This is a genomic window from Nonomuraea deserti (assembly GCF_004348685.1).
GTDB lineage: Bacteria > Actinomycetota > Actinomycetes > Streptosporangiales > Streptosporangiaceae > Nonomuraea > Nonomuraea deserti.
In genome coordinates this window covers 1-16,279 of the sequence record NZ_SMKO01000133.1, presented here as the reverse complement: position 1 = coordinate 16,279, position 16,279 = coordinate 1, and the positions used below count along the sequence as shown (strand labels likewise).

At 73.5% G+C, this 16,279-nt stretch carries 17 protein-coding genes; 7 read left to right on the top strand and 10 right to left on the bottom strand.

Annotation, left to right across the window (positions count from 1 at the left end):
• The first annotated feature begins 22 nt into the window (after positions 1-22).
• Positions 23-1,165 carry an NAD(P)/FAD-dependent oxidoreductase gene (locus tag E1292_RS34565; RefSeq protein WP_132601010.1) on the top strand — a complete coding sequence of 381 codons (1,143 nt, stop codon included), beginning with the start codon at positions 23-25 and terminating at the stop codon, positions 1,163-1,165.
• A 19-nt stretch (positions 1,166-1,184) separates the two neighbouring features.
• Here the strand turns inward: E1292_RS34565 and E1292_RS34560 are convergent, their stop codons facing one another.
• The gene (locus E1292_RS34560) at positions 1,185-2,069 is read right to left on the bottom strand and encodes an alpha/beta hydrolase (protein WP_246090532.1); all 885 of its coding nucleotides are present in this window, start codon (positions 2,067-2,069) and stop codon (positions 1,185-1,187) included.
• Positions 2,070-2,508: 439 nt separating this feature from the next.
• Here E1292_RS34560 and E1292_RS34555 point away from each other — a divergent pair, with 439 nt between their 5' ends.
• The gene (locus E1292_RS34555; RefSeq protein ID WP_132601007.1) at positions 2,509-4,047 is read left to right on the top strand and encodes an AMP-binding protein; all 1,539 of its coding nucleotides are present in this window, start codon (positions 2,509-2,511) and stop codon (positions 4,045-4,047) included.
• Positions 4,048-4,068: 21 nt separating this feature from the next.
• Here the strand turns inward: E1292_RS34555 and E1292_RS34550 are convergent, their stop codons facing one another.
• The 4 genes from E1292_RS34550 to E1292_RS34535 are packed head-to-tail and all read right to left on the bottom strand — an operon-like array spanning position 4,069 to position 7,072.
• Complete coding sequence (locus tag E1292_RS34550; RefSeq protein WP_132601004.1) at positions 4,069-4,485, bottom strand: YybH family protein; 417 nt, start codon at positions 4,483-4,485, stop codon at positions 4,069-4,071.
• Between the two features lie 15 nt (positions 4,486-4,500).
• Positions 4,501-5,763 carry a sensor histidine kinase gene (locus tag E1292_RS34545; protein WP_246090531.1) on the bottom strand — a complete coding sequence of 421 codons (1,263 nt, stop codon included), beginning with the start codon at positions 5,761-5,763 and terminating at the stop codon, positions 4,501-4,503.
• Complete coding sequence (gene cseB, locus E1292_RS34540; protein ID WP_132601001.1) at positions 5,760-6,458, bottom strand: two-component system response regulator CseB; 699 nt, start codon at positions 6,456-6,458, stop codon at positions 5,760-5,762. The genes E1292_RS34545 and cseB overlap by 4 nt, the downstream gene beginning before the upstream one ends.
• Before the next feature lie 29 nt (positions 6,459-6,487).
• Entirely contained in the window at positions 6,488-7,072 is a 585-nt protein-coding gene (locus E1292_RS34535) for a hypothetical protein (RefSeq protein ID WP_132600998.1), read from the bottom strand.
• A 324-nt stretch (positions 7,073-7,396) separates the two neighbouring features.
• Here E1292_RS34535 and E1292_RS34530 point away from each other — a divergent pair, with 324 nt between their 5' ends.
• Positions 7,397-8,647 (top strand): DUF418 domain-containing protein, encoded by a 1,251-nt coding sequence (locus E1292_RS34530; protein WP_165974887.1) that lies wholly within the window; start codon positions 7,397-7,399, stop codon positions 8,645-8,647.
• A 61-nt stretch (positions 8,648-8,708) separates the two neighbouring features.
• Here E1292_RS34530 and E1292_RS34525 read toward each other — a convergent pair whose 3' ends face one another.
• Entirely contained in the window at positions 8,709-9,959 is a 1,251-nt protein-coding gene (locus E1292_RS34525) for an MFS transporter (RefSeq protein WP_132600992.1), read from the bottom strand.
• A gap of 278 nt (positions 9,960-10,237) precedes the next feature.
• Complete coding sequence (locus E1292_RS34520) at positions 10,238-11,185, bottom strand: alpha/beta hydrolase family protein (protein ID WP_132600989.1); 948 nt, start codon at positions 11,183-11,185, stop codon at positions 10,238-10,240.
• A gap of 114 nt (positions 11,186-11,299) precedes the next feature.
• On the opposite strand from E1292_RS34520, the gene E1292_RS34515 reads away from it, so the two are divergent.
• Positions 11,300-11,671, top strand: coding sequence for a MerR family transcriptional regulator (locus E1292_RS34515; RefSeq protein WP_132601047.1), 372 nt, complete (start codon positions 11,300-11,302; stop codon positions 11,669-11,671).
• Between the two features lie 231 nt (positions 11,672-11,902).
• On the opposite strand, the gene E1292_RS34510 is transcribed toward E1292_RS34515, so the two are convergent.
• Positions 11,903-12,982 (bottom strand): serine hydrolase domain-containing protein, encoded by a 1,080-nt coding sequence (locus tag E1292_RS34510; RefSeq protein WP_181958340.1) that lies wholly within the window; start codon positions 12,980-12,982, stop codon positions 11,903-11,905.
• 143 nt (positions 12,983-13,125) lie between these two features.
• On the opposite strand from E1292_RS34510, the gene E1292_RS34505 reads away from it, so the two are divergent.
• On the top strand, positions 13,126-13,614 hold the full coding sequence (locus tag E1292_RS34505; protein WP_132600986.1) for a helix-turn-helix domain-containing protein: 489 nt from the start codon (positions 13,126-13,128) through the stop codon (positions 13,612-13,614).
• Between the two features lie 119 nt (positions 13,615-13,733).
• Here E1292_RS34505 and E1292_RS34500 read toward each other — a convergent pair whose 3' ends face one another.
• A complete protein-coding gene (locus E1292_RS34500; protein WP_132600983.1) occupies positions 13,734-14,060 on the bottom strand; it encodes a branched-chain amino acid transporter permease in 327 nt (108 codons plus the stop codon).
• Positions 14,053-14,808 carry an AzlC family ABC transporter permease gene (locus E1292_RS34495; RefSeq protein WP_220447207.1) on the bottom strand — a complete coding sequence of 252 codons (756 nt, stop codon included), beginning with the start codon at positions 14,806-14,808 and terminating at the stop codon, positions 14,053-14,055. The genes E1292_RS34500 and E1292_RS34495 overlap by 8 nt, the downstream gene beginning before the upstream one ends.
• An 80-nt stretch (positions 14,809-14,888) precedes the next feature.
• Here E1292_RS34495 and E1292_RS34490 point away from each other — a divergent pair, with 80 nt between their 5' ends.
• Together E1292_RS34490 and E1292_RS34485 are read left to right on the top strand one after the other, a co-directional pair.
• Positions 14,889-15,329: an Lrp/AsnC family transcriptional regulator gene (locus E1292_RS34490; RefSeq protein ID WP_132600980.1), complete on the top strand. Its 441-nt coding sequence runs from the start codon at positions 14,889-14,891 to the stop codon at positions 15,327-15,329.
• 587 nt (positions 15,330-15,916) lie between these two features.
• Positions 15,917-16,279 (top strand): TetR/AcrR family transcriptional regulator (locus E1292_RS34485; protein WP_132600977.1); only part of this gene is annotated, 363 nt, incomplete at its 3' end.

Sequence of the window (16,279 nt, the reverse complement as noted above, 5' to 3'; positions counted from 1 at the left end):
GTCACAAGGGAGAGGAGCCACTGTGCGAGTCGTCGTCATCGGTGCGGGGGTGGTCGGAGCCGCGGTCGCGGCCGGCCTGACCCGGCGCGGCGCGCAGGTCACCGTCCTGGAGGCCCGGACCCCGGGCTCCGGTACGACGTCCACCTCGGTCGCCTGGGTCAACGCCAACAACAAGACCCCGAAGGAGTACTTCGACCTCAACCACGCCGCCGTCTGGGCGCACCACCAGCTGCCCGGCGACTGGCACTTCCCCACGGGCAACCTCGAGTGCGCGGTCACCGACGGGCACAAGGGCCTGCTGGAGGAGCGCGTGGCGCGGCTGCTGGCCATGGGCTACCCCGTCGAGCGGGTGACCGCCCGGCGGGCGCGGGCGCTGGAGCCCGACCTGGTGCCGCCGCCCGGGGGCGCCGAGTACGTGTTCTTCCCCTGCGAGGCGTACGTGCTGCCGCTGCGGCTGCTCGGCCGGCTGCTCGGCGAGGCCCGCGACCGTGGTGCGGTGGTCGAGTGCGGGGCCGAGGTCACGGCCGTGGAGACGTCCCCTGCGGGCGTCAAGGTGACGCTGGCCGACGGGCGCACGTTCGCCGGCGACGTGGTGGTCACGTGCGCGGGCCGCTGGACGCAGCGGGTGGCCGCGCTGGCCGGGGTGGACGTGCCCATGCTGGATCCGGCCGTGTCCGGGACGGTCACCAACGGGTTCCTGGTCACCACGTCGCCGGTGCCGGCCCGGCTGTCCCGGGTGCTCACCACCGACGGGCTCAACCTGCGCCCCGACGGCGGCGGCCGGGTGCTGCTGCAGGCGCTGCGGCTGGACGGGCTGGCCGACCCGGCGCTGCCGGTGCCGGGAGAGGTCGTCGACGAGATGCTCGGCCTGCTGCCGAAGGTGCTGCGCGCCACCGAGGGCGCCACGGCGGAGCGGGCGGTCGTCGGCCAGCGGGCGATGCCGGGCGACGGGCTCACCGTGGCCGGCTTCGCCGACGCCGGGCGGCGCGTGTACACGGTGGCCACGCACAGCGGGGTGACGCTGGCGCCGCTGCTGATGGACGAGGTGGCGGGCGAGCTGTTCGGGGAGGAGTCCTCGCTGCTGTCGCCGTTCCGCCCCGGCCGCTTCGCCGACGGCGCCGCACGTCCCGCCCCGGCCCCGGCCCGCAGCCCCGGCCAGCAGTGACCGGGGCGGGACGCGGAGGTCACGTGACCGGGAGCCGGGCCGTCCAGTCCGCCACCCGCCGCAGGAACGTCGTCGCCGTCGGCAGGTGAGCGTCGTCCGGCGACAACACCACCGCGTGGAACGCGTGCGGCATGCCGTCGTAGACGTCGAGCGCCGTGTCGACGCCGGCGGCGGAGGCGGCCTCGGCGAAGCGCCGGGAGTCGTCGAGGAGCACCTCGTCGCCGCCCGCGACGATCAGGAGGGGCGGCAGCCCGCGCAGGTCGCCGTAGAGCGGCGACTGCGGCGCCTGGTCGGGGCGCGCCCCCGCGAGATACTGCTCGCCGATGGAGCCCATGATGGCCGGGTCGATGAGGTCGAGGCCCTTGTTGGTGCGGATGGACGGGCTCGAGTCCGTGAAGTCGGTGATGGGGGAGACCGCCACGGCGCCCGCGGGCAGGGAGTCGCCGGCCGCGGCGAGCACCAGGAGCGCCGACAGCAGCAACGTCCCGCCGGCCGACTCGCCGGCGAGCAGGATCCGCCCGGCGGGCACGTCCTGGGCGAGCAGGCTCCGGTGGACGGCCACCACGTCATCGACGGCCGCGGGGTAGGGGTGGGCCGGCGCGAGCCGGTAGTCGGCGGCGAAGGCGGGGCGGCCCGTCGCCTGGGAGAGGCGGTGGGCCATGATCTGCTCCATGGCCGGGTTGCTGTGGGAGAAGCCCCCGCCGTGCACGTAGATCGTGACGCCCGCCTCGGGCTTCGCGCCGGGTGCGGTGACCCACATGCCGGGGACGCCGCCGGTCCGCGGCAGGACGGGGGTCACGTCGGCGTCGGCGTCGAGCGTGGGCGGGTCGGTGAACAGCGTGCCCAGCTGGGTGCGTACGGCGGCCCTGGCTTCGGGCGTGATGGAGACGTGTGCGAGCTGCACGAAGGATCCCTTCGATCAGGTGGACGAGCGTGGGTGGGCACGGCGTGGCGGCGGCATCGGTGCCGCGGGCACGCGGGGATGAGCCGGGGGAGGCACATGCGGGTCCGTGCCGGGCGCCGGGCGCCGTCAGGGGCACGGAGACGTCACGCGGGGCGCGAGAGGATCAGGTGAGGCCCGTGAACATAGAGATCAACCCCCGGGTGTCAGGTGCCGCCCACCCGCCGCCGTCCACCTGGCGGCGTCACACGACACGTCGAGCATTACAACCGTGCCGCCCGCGCGGTGTCAAGCGCCGGGTGCGTGCTCACGCCGCGACATCGGGACCGGCGTGCGGGCGGGGCGGGCCCCGGCGGCGACTGATCGTGGCACCGCGGGTTCCCGGCCAGGCTGAGCGGGTACGCGTACCTCCTCCCGCGAGAGAAAGGCCTGGGGTACGGCGATGATCGAGAAAGTGGTCGAGCTGGGCGGGTTCGGCGCGCAGGCCGCCGTCGCCCTCACCCGCAACGGGTTGCTGCGACCGACCCATCCGGCCGCGCTCGCCCGGGTGGTGGAGGCGTACCGGTATTTCCACGTGACCCCGGCCGCCGGGGTGGCGATGGCGGCGGCGCGCTGGCCGGACCGGCAGGCCGTGGTGGACGAGGGCGGCGCGCTCACGTTCGCCGCGCTGGACGAGCGCGCCGCCGCGCTGGCCGCCGGCCTGCACCACCGGCTCGGCGTGGAGCCGGGGACGACGGTGGCGGTCATGTGGCCCAACGACCGCGGGTTCGCGGAGGCGGTCGCCGCCGTCTCCCGGCTGGGCGCGGACCTGCTGCTGCTCAACACCGGGCTGGCCGGCCCGGCCCTGCGCGACGTGCTGCGCCGCGAACAGGCCGACGTGCTCGTCGCCGCGCCCGGCCTGCCGCCGGTGGACTTCGCCGGGCAGCGGGCCGGCGACCTCGACGAGCTCATGAGCTCCGGCGCCCCGCCCGCTCCGGTGCCGCGGCGGCCGGGACGGCTGGTGCTGCTCACCTCGGGCACGACCGGCCTGCCCAAGGGCGCGCCCCGGCGGCTGTCGGTGGCGGAGCTGGCCGAGCCGTTCGTCTCGATGCTGGCCACCGTGCCGGTGCGCGGCGGCGAGCCGATGCTCATCGCGCCGCCGCTGTTCCACGGGCTCGGCATCCTCTGGTACGCGGTCGCGCTCGTGCTCGGATGCCCCGTCGTCCTGATGCGCCGTTTCGACCCCGACGCCGTGCTCGACGCCCTGGAGCGGCACCGGGCCGGCGCGCTGGTGGCCGTGCCCGCCATGCTGTCCCGGCTGCTGGCCCGCGAGCCCCGCGACCTGCCCGGCCTGCGGGTGGTGGTCTCCGGCGGCGCCGCGCTGCGGCCCGACCTGGCCACCGCGTTCATGGACGCCTACGGCGACGTGCTCTACAACCTGTACGGCTCCACCGAGGCCGGCTGGGCCGCCCTCGCCACGCCCGAGGACCTGCGGGAGGCCCCTGACACCATCGGCCGCCCGCCGCGCGGCGCCACCGTGCGGATCGCGGGACCGGACGGGGAGGAGCTGCCGGCAGGCGAGATGGGGCGGGTCCTGGTCGGCGGCGGGCTGGCGTTCGGCGCGCGGGCGGGCGAGCTGATGAGCACCGGCGACCTGGGTCACCGGGACGGGCGGGGGCTGCTGTTCGTCGACGGCCGCGACGACGACATGATCGTCTCCGGCGGGGAGAACGTCTTCCCGCAGGAGGTCGAGAACCTCCTGGCCCGCCTGCCTGGCGTCGCCGACGTGGCGGTGCTGGGCGTGCCCGACGAGGAGTACGGCCGGCGGCTGGCGGCGTACGTGGTCGCCGAGGAGGGCGTCACGCTGTCGGCCGACGAGCTCAAGAGCGCGGTGAAGGCGGAACTCGCGGGTTTCAAGGTGCCCCGCGACGTCGTGTTCGTGCCGTCCGTCCCGCGCAACCCGACCGGGAAGGTCGACCGCGCCGAGCTCACCGGCCGCTGAGCCCTCGCTTACCAGGCCCGATCAGGTCTCCGGGAGCGAGGCCGTGCCGTGGGGGTTGTCGATGACGTAGCGCCACCGGCCGTCGGGGCCGCGCCGGACGACGTCGGTGGCGGTGCCGGACATGTCGATCTCGCTGCCGTCCCCGGCGGTGCCCCGCATCGACCAGTCGACGATGAGCAGGGCGATGTCGCCGGCGACGTAGACGTGCCGCGGGCGCGCCTCGATCGGCAGGCCGAAGCTCTGCAGGTGCTGGTTGGCGGCCAGGCGGCCGGCGCCGGTGACGGGATGGCCGGGGACCGGCACGAGGACGGCGTCGTCTTCGTAGACGTGGCCGAAAGCCTGGGGGTCACGGGCGTTCATGGCCGCCACGAAACGCGCGGCGCCGCCGGGGTCGCCTGCGAGCACCACGTGAGGCTGGGAAGTGTCATGAGCGTTCATGACAAAATGATCATATCACGGATGGGGGTCCCCGCCGGCGGCGGGGGCGAGGTCGAGCGTGGCCAGCGCGCCGCCTTCCGGCGGGTTGGCGAAGGTGAGCCGGGCGCCCAGCACGCCGGCCTGGCCGGCGGCGATGGTCAGGCCCAGGCCGTGGCCCGCGGCGGTCCGGTCGCCGCCCTTGCGGAAACGCGCCGGCCCGTCGCGCAGCAGATGGCCGGGGAAGCCTGGGCCGCGGTCGTGGACGGTGAGGCGAGCTCCGTCGACCACCACGGTGATCGGCGGCCGGCCGTGCCGGGTGGCGTTGGTGAGCAGGTTGGCCAGGATGCGCTCCAGGCGGCGCGGGTCGGTGGCCACGACGGCGCCGGTGCGGACCAGGACCCGCGCGTCCGGGGCGAGCGCCGCCGCGCGGTGCGTGGTGAACTCCCCGAGAGCGACGTCGGACAGGGCGGGGCGTTCCGTGGCGGTGTCCAGGCGGGCCACCTCCAGCACGTCCTCGACGAGGGCGCGCAGGGCCTGGGTGCGCTCCTGCACGATGTCGGTCATCCTGCCGGGCGGCAGGAGCTCGGCGGCGGTGGTGAGGCCGGTGAGCGGGGTGCGCAGCTCGTGGGCGATGTCGGCGGTGACCCGGCGTTCGGCTTCCAGGCGGGCCCGCAGGGCGCCGGCCATCGCGTCGACGGCGTGGGCGAGCTCGGTGGCCTCGTCGTGGGAGCGGCCGCCGATCGCCGCGCCCACCCGGACGGTGGGGTCGCCGGCGCTGACGTGGCGGGCGGCGGTCGCCGCCCGGCGCAGCCGGTCCGACAGGCGCGCGCCGATGACGATCCCGGCCAGGGTGCCGCCGGCGACGACCACGGCCGAGCCCAGCAGCAGGACCCGGTCGAGCGCGGCCAGGTCGTCGAGGCTGTGCCGGTAGTCGGAGCGCAGGGACAGCACGTGGTCGCCGGTGCCGGCCGCCGCCCAGACGAAGGTGCCCTCGGAGGTCTGGCGCAGCGCGGTGGCGACCTTCCCGTCCCGCACCGCCGCGCGCAGGTCCGCGGGCACGGCCGGGTCGTCCAGCCGGCTGCCGAAGGCCGGCTGGCTGCCGCGGTGATATTCGCGCAGCAGCAGCTGGATGCGGTCGGCCTGCAGGCGGTGGGCGTCGTCGGCCTGCTTGCGGGCGTAGGCGAGATGGACGATGAAGCTTAGCGCCACCGCCACGACGACGCTGACCGCGGCGACCGTGGCACTGATCTTCCAGCGCAGGCTCATCCGCCGTGGCCCCGCCGCCCGCCGCAGCCTCACTCGCCCTCCGCGCGCAGCTTGTAGCCGAAGCCGCGCACCGTCTCGATGCGCTCGCCGCCGATCTTGTTGCGCAGCCGCTGCACGTGGATGTCGGCCAGCCGGGAGTCGCCGCCGTAGGCGTAGTCCCAGACGCTTTCCAGCAGCACGTCCCTGCTGAGCACCGTGCCGGGCGACTCGGCGAAGCGCAGCAGCAGCCGCATCTCGGTCGGGGTGAGCGCCACCGGCCTGCCGCCGCGCAGCACCCGCATGCCGTCGACGTCGATCTCCACATCGCCGAAACGCAGCGGGCGGGCGCGCCGCCCCGCTGGAGCGCCGCCCTGAGCGCTGCGGCGCAGCACCGCGCGGATGCGGGCCAGCAGCACCGAGCCGTCGAAGGGCTTGGTCACGTAGTCGTCGGCGCCGGCCTCCAGCCCGACGACCACGTCGACGGCGTCGTCCCGGGCCGACAGCATGATCACCGGGACGAGGCTCTCCTCGCGGATGCGCCGGCACAGGCTCACTCCGTTCATGCCCGGCAGCATCACGTCCAGCAGCACCACGTCGGGGGTGCGGGCGCGGAAGGACTCCAGGCCGGCCATCCCGTCGGCGGCGGTCGTGACCGTCAGGCCGTCGCGTTCGAGGGTCAGCTGGGTCACTTCCCTGATCACCTCGTCGTCCTCGACGAACAGCACGTGCGGGGTCTCGGTGGCGTCCATGAAGTCCCCCGTTCTCCTCTCGTGTCGTCTCACGCGCCGTCGAGGACGAGCGTGCGGCCGCTCCAGCGCAGCGGCGTCGTCCGCGTCGCGGTCGGGCAGGAGGCGGCATCACCCGGCCGGTATTCCGGCCGCACCAGGACCAGGGCCGCGTCGCGGACCTCGACGCGGCTGCCCGCGCCCTCGTGGGCGTAGACGCGCTCGCCCGGCCGATCTCCGGAGAGACGGTAGACGTAGGTGCCACGGGTGCCCTCATATCCGCAACTCCGGCCCGGGCAGGTGTAGACGGTGACGGCCACCAGGCGGACGTGCCCCCAGTCGCCCGACAGGGAGATCTCCTCGGAGTAGACGGGGAACCGGCCGTGCTCGCACCGCCTGATCGCGGACGTGGCCTGCGTGCCCAGCCGTGGATCCTCCCGCAACACCTGCAGCCCGTCGAGGTCGGACGGCGTGCCGGCGGCCGTCTGCGCCGGCGCGGGCGAGGCCCGGTCATGGCTGGCCTGCCCCTCCACACGCACCCGCGGATCGATCCCGCACCCGGCCACGGCGGCCGATCCGGCCAGGGCGAGAGCGCACAGCACGGCTCCCGCGACGGCGAACGCTTTTCTCGGCGACATGCCGCAGATAATACCTGCCGCGCATTGTTACAAGACCTATGGATTACCGCTGGCATTTCGATGTGAAAGCTGAAATGAATCGACGGCCACCGCCTTTACGGTGAACGGCATGGAGCTCCGTCAGGGCGCCGCGTTCTGTCCCGGCCTGCGCGTCATGGCCGGTGCGGTGCCCGGAAACCGCGCGGCCGGCCGCCCCGGCCGATAAGTCGCGGACCCTCCGCGGAGAAAATCCGTGACGCATTCAAGAAGACATCGAAACGTTCGCCCGGAGAAAGCCGGGACCATGTCCCCGCCTTGGGAGGCCGACCTGAAATGAACCATCCCGTGGACGTTCCCCATGACGCCCCGCCGGGCGCCCGGCCGACGAACCGATCCCGGCCCCCGCGAAGGCGGCTGCCGGGTCTGGACGCCGTGCGGGCGCTGGCCATCGTCGGCATGGTGTACATGCACGTCAGCCCGACCGGATGGCTGAGCCCGGCCCCCGCGCGGGACACCCCAGCGGCGCTGGAGTGGGTCCAGCACGCCGTCTCGGGCCGGTCGATGAGCCTGTTCGTGCTGATGGCCGGCATCTCGGTGGCGCTGATGACCGGTGGGCCCGCGCCCCTGGACGGCGACCGGCTGGCGACGGCCAGGAAGCGGCTCGCGATCCGCGCGGCCATGCTGCTGCTGATCAGCCTGTGTGTGGACCAGCTGTCCGGCATGAACCTGTCGATCCTCGAGTTCTACGCCGTGTGGCTGCTGGTGCTGATACCGCTGGTGCGGCTGCGCCCGGGCACGCTCCTGGCCGCCGCCGGCGTCCTCGGGGCCGCGCTGCCCGCCTTCTGCTTCGTCGTGCTGAACTACGGCCGCACCTGGGCCATCTCCCCGATGAACACCGCAGGCGCCGAGCCGGCCTTCGGCCTGACGCTGCTGCTCAACCCGCAGGACTGGCTGGCCAAAGGCCACCAGCTGCTGTTGGGCGGCGGTTTCCAGACGCCGTACGCGATCCCGCTGCTGCTGGCCGGGCTGGCCATCGGCCGGCTCGACCTGCGCAGCCCGGCCGTGCGCGGCAAGATGGCCTGCTGCGGCGCCCTGCTCGTGGCCGCCAGCTGGCTGGTGTCGTGGGTGGCGCTCGTCCCCCTGGGGGCCGAGCGGGCGCTGGCGGCGATGATGGAGTCCACCGGCGGGCCGATGGTGCAGCCGTGGGCGTCGGTGCTGACCCTGCCGCCGCACCAGCTGTACGCGCTGAGCATCCCCATGGCGCCGATGATGACCGGGGTCGGGCTGCTGCTGCTGCTGGCCGGGCTCGTCACCCTGCTGGAGCGGCCCGGCTGGCAGCCGGCCCTGCGGCCGCTGACCGCCGCCGGGAGCCTGGCGCTGACGTGGTACGCCGCCCACCAGGTCTTCATCGAGCGGGTGGCCGGCGACCCGCCCTACGCCTTCACCCTGTTCGCCGGCATGGCCGTCTTCGCCTTCGTCGTCTCCCCGCTGTGGTTGCGGTGGATCCGGCGCGGGCCGCTGGAATGGCTGGTTCACCGGGTCACCGTCATGGTCGCGCCCGACCGTACCGCAGCGGCCAGGCACAAGGCCGGCTAGGCGGCGCGCGCAATCGAGCCGGGGGGACCTCTGCCAACCCTCCTCGGCTCGACCGCCGGGCTCACCGGCTCCAGCGCCTGGCCAGCAGCAGGACGCACGCCATGACGCCGAGCACCACGGTGGCGAGTCCCGAGACGCCTAGCGTCGCCCGCGGGCCCAGCGCCGTCGTCACCGGCCCGCCCAGCGCCGTGCCGAGCGGCGAGGCGGTGAGCAGCGCCGCGCTGCGGGCGGCGAGCATCGCGGCCAGGTGCTCCGGTGACGACTTCGCCTGCATGAGCGTCACCGACAGTGCCACGAACGGCCCGTAGATCGCGCCGCCGAGCCCGAAACACGCGACGGTCACGGCCGCCGGCACGTCGAAGGCGAACGGCAGCAGCAGGAACCCCCAGCCGAGCACGATGGCGACCGTCACGGGCCACAGCGGCAGCCGCCGCAGCGTGCCGACCGCGAGCGCGCCGAGCACCGCGCCGACGCCGAACACCATCCAGTAGAGGCCGAGCAGCGTGCCCGGCGCGCGCAGGTCGTGGGTCACGTGGAGCGGCAGGGCCACCTCGACCGGGCCGTACAGCAGGTTGAAGAACCAGGTGAGTGTCAGCAGCCCGAGCAGCTCGGGACGGGACCGCAGCAACGCGAGCCCGCCGCGGGCGGCCGTACGGTCGACGGGGGAGACGTGCCCCGACTCCGGGAGCCGGGTGCGCAGGACGAGCACGGCGAGGAAGACGTAGGTGAGAGCGTCCAGGCCGAGGACGAGCGCGGAGCCGACGTACGTCACCAGCACACCAGCGACCGCCGGGCCGGCGATCGTGGCGGCGAAGTTGAGCGAGCTGACGAGGGTGTTCGCGGCGAGCCGCTGCTCGCCCGGCAGCAGCTCGGCCAGCAGGGTGTACTTGCCCGCGCTGCCCCACGCGTGCAGCAGGGACGAGACCGCGAGCAGCACGACGTACAGCGGCAGGCTGAGCAGCCCCGCGAACCAGGCGAGCGGCACGGCGCCGAGGAACACGCCGCGCACCACGTTGTCGGCGAGCAGCACCCGCCTGGCCGGCACCCGGCGCATGCGGCGGCCGAGCACCAGCGCGCCGACCACGCCCGGCATCGTGTACGCGGCCACCGCGCCGCCGACCCACAACCCGGCGCTCGCCTGCGGCGCGAGCTCGATGGCGAGCCACGCCACCGCGACGAAGCTCATCCCGTCCCCCAGGTACGAGACCGCGAAGCCGAGGATCAGCCGCCGGAACACCCGGTTGGCGAGCACCGGCCGGTAGGCGGTGGGGACGAGACGCCGGAGCGCGGAAGAAACCTCAGAACGCGGCATCGCGCACGGCGGGCCGGCTCAGCGCGGTTCCCGGACGCGGACTCGGTCGCCCGCGGGATCGCGGGAGGCGCGGTCGTGACCCGCGCCGTCGCGGAAGCCGGGGAGGTCGCGGCAGAGGCCGAGCGAGGCGTCCGGGTCGTCGTGCGGGAGAGAGGGTGCCGCCGGTGGGGGCGTCGTCGATGGGGACGCGCAGTCGTTTGGCGATGACGAGGCTCTCCACACTGTCCACCGGTGCACCATATCGGCAGGTTCACGGTGGGTAGCAGGCCTCGTCCGGCTCACTTGGATTCCAGCCGGCCCAGTGGATGGTCCCTCTCCGACAGGCCCCTCCGCGCCGCCGCCCAGGCGGAAGCCTCGATGTCGAGTGCGTCCCGAAGGTAGGCCCAGGTGAGCCGCTGGATGAGAGCGACGCGTTCGGGGTTCTCGTCCGTCGTCTCGCTGACCTCGTAGCCGGGGATCCCGCCGAGCGAGTGTTCCGCCCCGAACAGCGTGAGCAGGCTCTTGCTGCCGGGACTCAGGAAATACGGGTCGGTGCACCAGCCCGGTCCCCGAACGCTCAGCGGGAGATCGTCCCGATCTCCCGCGACCACGAGTGCCGGCGTGGTCATGTCCGCGAAGCTCGGGTCCTTCAGCCACGGGAAGTTATCGGCCGCGAACGGTGTCAGGTCGGCACCGCCGCGTCCGGCCGTGGCCAGCAGCACACCCGCTTTCACGCGCGAGTCGGACAGGTCCTCGCTCCTCCCGCTCTCCGGATCGCGTACGCGCAGGCCCAGCAGGACGCCCGCCGTCTGGCCGCCGAAGGAGTGTCCGGCCGCGGCGATGCGGCTCCGGTCGAGGCGCCCGGCGAGGCCGGGCACGGCGGCCTCCAGGCGGTCGAGCCGATCGAGGACGAGCTTCACGTCCCCCACCCGGAAACGCCACATCCGCGGTGTACGGGGATCGTCCGGAGAAAGACCCACCGTCCTCGAATCGAGATGGGTGGGCTGGATGACGGCGAAGCCGTGCGCCGCCCAGAAGTCGGCCAAGGGGCCGTAGCCGTCCAAGGACGAGCCGAAGCCGTGGGAGAACACGATGATCGGCAGTTGGCGCCCGGTCGCCGGCGCGGACACCTTGACGCGCAGGTCTTCACCACGGCCCGGCGCCGGCAGCACGACCGGCTTCACCGAGATGACGGGAGCGGGTGCGGAGACGGCCACGTCCGTGGTCGCCGCGGCTGATCTGGTCATAAAAGGGATCGTCCTCTCCGGCTGTTTCGCGGTTGGTGCGGCTACGCTAAAACCTGACGCTGACGTCAGAGGCAAGAGTGCGCGGCGTGGTCCGGGTCACATCGGGGAGACATGATGCGTATCGGCGAGCTCGCCACGAGGGCAGGCGTCAGCGTCCGGGCACTGCGCTACTACGAGGAGCAGCACCTGCTCACCTCCGAACGCAGCCCCAGCGGCCAGCGACACTACGCGGACAGCGCGGTCGACCAGGTCCGGCTGATCCAGCAGCTGTACGCCGCGGGGCTGCCGAGCAAGTCGATCCTGGCCCTGCTGCCGTGCGTCGTGGACGGTGAGGCCACGCCGGAGCTGCTCGACCGGCTCTCGGCCGAACGGGACCGTATCGACCGGCAGATCGGCGATCTGGTGAGCGCCCGGGGCAGGCTCGACACCGTCATCACCAACGCCACCGCGAACCTGCTCACCGGCGAACAGTGCCGGCCCCGGTAACCGGCCAGCCGGGGCTGCTCGACCACGCCCGGCGCACCCTGGGAAGCCGGGGTGCGTGACCGCCCGCCCGGCCCCCGCGGCGCGAGCGACCGGCCGGGCCGATCGGGCGCGCGGGCGGGTCGTCAGGCGGTGACGGACGGGCCGCAGGTGGTGACAGGCGGGCTGCAGGTGGTGACGCGCGGGCCGCAGGTGGTGACGCGCGGGCCGCAGGCAAGGACGGCGCCGGGGCCTTCAGCCCGCGGCGGAGCGGGCGCGGTCCAGGAGGCCCAGCGTCAGATCCGGCTCCAGGTCCTCGAGGTTCCACCGGGAGTCCCGGTAGGCGTGGTTGCTGACCCAGAACGTCATCACGCCGTCGTTCAAGGACCTGGCGTAGGTCGCCAGCGACCACGAGTTGCCCCCGTCGTGCCAGGCGATCCGGCCGTCGCCGGTGTCGAGCACGCTCCAGCCGTACGCGTACGACTCCTCCGAATCCGGCATCGGCGCGTACGGGGTGAAGAGCTTCTCCTTGGCGCCGTCCGTCAGGACGGTGCCGCCGGTCAGCGCGCGGTGCCAGCGGAACATGTCGCGGGCGGTGGACAGGATGCCGCCGTTGCCCCGCAGGTTCCAGTACGGCCCGTCCGACGCCCACGGATGGTCGTAGGGCCGGCCCCTGCTGCCGCCCCGGGCGTCGTACTCCACGGCCACCTGGCCGCGGTCCCACCGGGGCAGCACGTACCCGGTGCTGGTCATTCCGGCGGGGGCGAACAGGTGCTCGGCCAGGAACCGCTCGTAGCCGAGGCCGGAGACCTTCTCGATGATCGCGGCGAGCACGCTGTAGCCGAGGTTGGAGTAGTGGAAGCGCTCGCCCGGAGCCGACAGCGGCTCGGAGGCCAGCGCCCCGGCCAGCATGTCCTCGCGCGACAGCACGTCATAGTCGTCGCCGAGCGCCTCGGGCAGGCCCGCCGTGTGGGTCAGCAGGTGATGCACGGTGATCTGGCGTTTGCCGGGCGGGACCGGGCCGAGATGGGCGCTGATCGGGTCGCTGGTGCGCAGCCTGCCCATCGTCTCGAGCTTCAGGATCGCGGCCGCGGTGAACTGCTTGGTGATCGACATGACGTCGTACACCGTGTCGCAGGTCGCGGGGGTCCCGGCGGCGCGGTCGGCCAGGCCGAAGCCCTGACAGTGGACGATCCGGTCGCCGCGCGCCGTGACGACCGTGCCGCCGGGACCTTCGGGCAGCGTGCGGGCCAGGTAGGCGGCCAGGGGTTCGCCGGCGGCGGGGGAGCACGCGGTCATCGCCAGCACGAGCATCAGCAGCACACCGGTGCGCATGTGACCTCCAGGAGTCGGGAGGCACCAGTTGACCTGCGCCGCCGGACCTGCTCAACATGTCCGGGTGTCCGGGTTCGTACGGGACACCGTACGTCCAGGTCAGCGCGCCGGGCACCATCCGGAGATCGACACAGGAGCGAACCATGACCATCACACCGCCGCCGCCACCACCGGGACCGGCCACCGGCGAGACCGCGTTCATGCACGAGCTCCGGCGTCTCAAGACCTGGTCGGGCCTCAGCTTCCGGCAGCTCCAACGCCGCGCGTCCGCCGCCGGTGACGCGCTGCCCTCCTCCACCGCCTCCACGATGCTCGGCAAGGACCGGCTGCCACGCCACGAGGTCCTCGTGGCGTTCGTCCGGGCCTGCGGCCTCGACGAAGGGCAGGTGCGGGCGTGGGCGGACGCCCGCGCCGGGATCGCCGGCGGTGCGGCCGCGCCCGCTCCGGCGCCCGCCCCGGCGCCCGCTCCGGAGGTCGCTCCGGAGGTCGCGCCGGGGCGTACGAGGGCCTGGCGGCGGCGGGTTCTCGCGGGAGCGGCGGCGCTGGCCGTGGCCTTCGCCGGAGGGGCGGCGCTGACCGCGCTTCTCGGGGGCGGCTCGATCGAGACCTACGAGACGACTGTCGTACGCTGACCCCGGCCGGGGGCCACAGAAGGCGTTGGCTCCCGGCGGGGGTCAGAAGGCGTTGGCCCCCGGTGGGGGTCAGAAGGCGTTGGCCCCCGGCGGGGGTCAGAAGGCGTTGACGAGCGTCGTCAGAAGGCGTTGACGAGGACGACGTACACGGTGGTGCCGATGCCGACGCTCAGGATCGTGCGGCGGCCGAAGGCGAGGTGGGTGCCGGCGGTGACGGCGACGGCGAGCAGCGCGTGGAGCGTCGCCCGTGGTTCGGCGGTGATGGTGCCGTGCAGGGCGGTGACGGCGAGGATCGCGAGGATCCCCACCGGCATCCACATCGCCAGTTGCCGCACCGTCGCCGACGCGCGGAGCGCGCGCAGCGCCGCGAAGGGCATGGCGCGCAGGGCGAAGGTGATGCCGAACACGATCGCGACGACGGCCAGCAGGTAGGGCGTGCTAGGCACCGGCGGCCTCCCCGGCGGCCTTTCCGGGGGCCCGGCGGGTGGCGAGCAGGTGGCGGGCCAGCAGCAGGGCGAGGAACACCAGCAGCGCGGTGAACAGGGCGACGCCAGGGGTCAGCACGAGCGCGGCCGCGACGCTCGCCACGGCGAGCAGCACGGAAGGGATCTCGCGGCGCGAGCGGACCGCGTCCAGGGCGAGCGCCGTGAACAGGGCGACCAGGGCGAACTCCAGGCCTTCGACCGGGCCGGGCAGCGCCGTGCTGAGGGCGACGCCGGCCAGGCCGCCGCCGACCCAGTAGGCCTCGCAGGCGATCTGCATCGCCAGCAGCCGGGGCGCCGAACGTTCCGTCTCGGGCAGGGCGGCGTTGACCGCGTACGCCTCGTCGATCATCGCGTAGACGGCGTACGCCTTGGCGAGCGGGTGCCTGACCACGTGCAGCGGGAAGGAGAAGGCGTAGAACACGTGGCGGAAGTTGACCACCAGGACGGTCAGGGCGATCGCGCCCAGCGGCGTGACCGTCGCCGCCATCCCCACCACCAGCAGTTCCACGGAGCCGGCGAACGCGGACAGCGACAGGGCGGGGGCCAGCCACCAGGGCAGGCCGGTCTGGACGACCATCAGGCCGAGCGCGATCCCCAGCGGGAGGATCCCCAGCCCGGCGGAGAACGAGTCGCGCACCCCCGCGGCGATCTGCTGCCGCCGGGTGGCTGGGAGGGACGTGGTGACCTGCGGGGGAACGTGTTGTCGCACCCCTCCATGGTCTCGCAGATCGCGCGCCATGTGGTTGCTGACGTTGCCCGCCAAGCCCGCCTTGGTGCAATGTTCTCACTGTGGATGCGATAGACAGAGCAATAATCAGCGAGCTGGAGCGCGAGGGGCGCCTGACGAATGTCGAGCTGGCCCACCGGGTCGGGCTCACCACGGGGCCGTGCCTGAGACGCGTCCAGCGGCTGGAGGCCGACGGCGTCATCCGCGGCTACCGGGCCGTCATCGACCCCGCCGCCGTGGGGAGGTCCTTCGAGGTGCTGATCGACCTCACCCTCGACTCGCAGGACGCGGGGACCGTCGAGCGCTTCGAGCGGACCCTGGCGCAGGCCGACGAGGTCGTCGAGCTGCGCCGCCTCTTCGGCACCCCCGACTACTTCATGCGCGTGGCCGTCGCCGACCTGGCCGCCTACGAGACCTTCCTTAGCCAGTACGTCATGACGATCCCGGGCGTCAGGGGCGTCACGTCGAACTTCACGATGAAGAACATCAAGTCGGCCCCGTAACGGCGGGTGGTGCTGTGACCAGAACAGATCACCGGTTCGGCGCACAAGGCGTCCTTGCCGGTCGGATGGGGTGATCACGTTCGATCGGCGCTCGGGACGCCAGGTGGCGCAACCGGTCAAGGACCCGCAGGCTCACGGACCGGGAAGGGCAGGAGCTGCAGTTCCCCTTCATCACGACCCCGCCGACTACCTCGCCGAGGGAGGAGCCTGATCCCGATCAGCATCACCGGCGCCTTCTGAAGTGAGCAGCCGGCCCCACGTCTGCGCCGAAGGGCTGTCCAAAGGCATCCGGTGCGAACTCGCAGCCGACCTCCGCGCGGCGCACAACGCCGGACCAGTAGCCGCGATGCCGTACCCGCGCACCGGCCGGCACCGGCCGGCAGGAGTGCCGGCACCGGCCGGCAGGAGTGCCGGCAGCCCGGAGTCCTGGGCCGCCGGCCGGGCAAGTGGCGCCGCCGCCCTCTGCGTAGCGCCGTGGTCCGGCGTCACGTCCCGGCTCGACAACTGAAAGATCTCTGCACGGAGTTGCGCCAGGGCATGGCCACCTCCTATCTTGGAATGGTCGTTCCAAGATAGGAGGTGGCGAGGTGCCTGACGTCAAGCACTTCGATCCCGACGTGACTCTGGACCAGGTGGTGACCCTGTTCTGGCAACGCGGGAGCGAGGTCACCGGCATCGCCGACGTCGTCCAGGCGACCGGGCTCAGCCGCTCCAGCCTGTATGCGACCTTCGGCGGCAAAGCGCAGCTCCAGGCCGCCGCGCTGGGCCGCTACCTGGAGCGGCAGTCGCGGCCGGTGTTCGACGCTCTGGCCGCCGACGACCGCGGCCTACCGGCCATCGCCGCGTTCTTCGAACGGCTGGTGGCGGCTCGGTGTTCGGGCGAGCACGCCCGCTGGGGCTGCCTGGTCACCAACACCCACGCCACGGCCAGCGGTGGCCTGCCGGAGATC

Coding starts and splice junctions, on each gene's coding strand:
- E1292_RS34505 (WP_132600986.1), top strand. CDS start 13,126: ATGACCATCACACCGCCGCCGCCACCACCGGGACCGGCCACCGGCGAG.
- E1292_RS34520 (WP_132600989.1), bottom strand. CDS start 11,185: ATGACCAGATCAGCCGCGGCGACCACGGACGTGGCCGTCTCCGCACCC.
- E1292_RS34510 (WP_181958340.1), bottom strand. CDS start 12,982: ATGCGCACCGGTGTGCTGCTGATGCTCGTGCTGGCGATGACCGCGTGC.
- E1292_RS34515 (WP_132601047.1), top strand. CDS start 11,300: ATGCGTATCGGCGAGCTCGCCACGAGGGCAGGCGTCAGCGTCCGGGCA.
- E1292_RS34550 (WP_132601004.1), bottom strand. CDS start 4,485: ATGAACGCTCATGACACTTCCCAGCCTCACGTGGTGCTCGCAGGCGAC.
- E1292_RS34535 (WP_132600998.1), bottom strand. CDS start 7,072: ATGTCGCCGAGAAAAGCGTTCGCCGTCGCGGGAGCCGTGCTGTGCGCT.
- E1292_RS34555 (WP_132601007.1), top strand. CDS start 2,509: ATGATCGAGAAAGTGGTCGAGCTGGGCGGGTTCGGCGCGCAGGCCGCC.
- E1292_RS34525 (WP_132600992.1), bottom strand. CDS start 9,959: ATGCCGCGTTCTGAGGTTTCTTCCGCGCTCCGGCGTCTCGTCCCCACC.
- cseB (WP_132601001.1), bottom strand. CDS start 6,458: ATGGACGCCACCGAGACCCCGCACGTGCTGTTCGTCGAGGACGACGAG.